At 73.8% G+C, this 1,231-nt stretch carries 1 protein-coding gene; it reads left to right on the forward strand.

What is annotated here, in order from left to right; translation table 11 throughout:
- Positions 1–1,231, forward strand: a 1,231-nt coding sequence (locus ACFP3U_RS36885; protein WP_380230151.1) for a beta-ketoacyl reductase, incomplete at both ends; no start/stop codon positions are given.

A 1,231-nucleotide genomic window follows, 5' to 3' on the forward strand; every position in this document is an offset into this window, starting at 1 on the left:
CGTCGACGACCTCCGCCTCCAGCGGATGTCCCCCGACCAACTCGCCACCACCGCCAACGAACCGCTGTACGAGCTGCGTTGGCACGAGGTCCCGCTGCCGCAGAGTCCCGTCGTGCCGGAGGACATCGCGCTCGCCCGGGTCGAGGCCGGCGGCGATCTGTTCACCCGCCTCACCGAAGTCCTGGAACTCACCCAGCAGTTCCTCACCGACCCCGCCAACGAGCACACCCGTCTGGTCGTCCTCACCCAGGGCTCCCTCACCGACCACCCCGACCCCGTCACCGCCGCCATCTGGGGCCTGCTCCGCTCGGCCCAGACCGAACAGCCGGGCCGCATCCTGCTGATCGACGTCGACATCTGGTCGGACGAGGCCTTCGCCACCGCCGTCGCCACCGGTGAGCCCCAAGTGGCCTTCCGGGCAGGGCAGTTGTTCGTGCCACGGCTCGCGCTCGCGAGCGCCGCCGACCCGGCACCGGTGTGGGACCCGGACGGCACGGTGCTGATCACCGGCGCGAGCGGCACCCTGGGCCGGCTGGTCGCCCGCCACCTGGTCACCGAGCACGGCGTCCGCCACCTGCTGCTGCTCAGCCGCAGCGGCGCCCGGGGCTCCGAGGAGTTCGCCGCCGAGCTCGTCGAACTCGGTGCCACGCCCGCCTTCGTCGCCTGCGACGCGGCCGACCGCGACCAGCTGACCGCGGCCCTGGCCGGCATCCCGGCCGAGCACCCGCTGACCGCCGTCGTCCACGCCGCCGGCGTCCTCGACGACGCCGCCGTCACCAACCTCACCGTCGAGCAGCTCGCCACGGTCCTGCGCCCCAAGACGGATGCCGCCGACCTCCTGCACGAGCTCACGGCGGACGCCGACCTGGCCGCCTTCGTCCTCTTCTCCTCCGCCGCCGGCGTCCTCGGCACGGCCGGACAGGCCAACTACGCCGCCGCCAACGCCTACTTGGACGCCCTGGCGCAGGACCGCCACGCGGCCGGACTCCCGGCGACCTCGCTGGCCTGGGGCCTCTGGGCGGACGCCAGCTCGATGACCGGCCACCTCGACGCCGCCGACCTCGGCCGCCTCACCCGCACCGGCCTCGCCCCCATCACCACCGCCCAGGGCCTCAACCTCCTCGACCAGGCCCTCAGCACCACCCACCCCACCCTCGTCCCCGCGCGACTCGACCTCCCCACCCTCCGCAACCACGCCACCAACAACACCCTCCCCACCCTCTACCGCAAC

This window comes from Kitasatospora misakiensis (assembly GCF_042656005.1).
Lineage (GTDB): Bacteria > Actinomycetota > Actinomycetes > Streptomycetales > Streptomycetaceae > Kitasatospora > Kitasatospora misakiensis.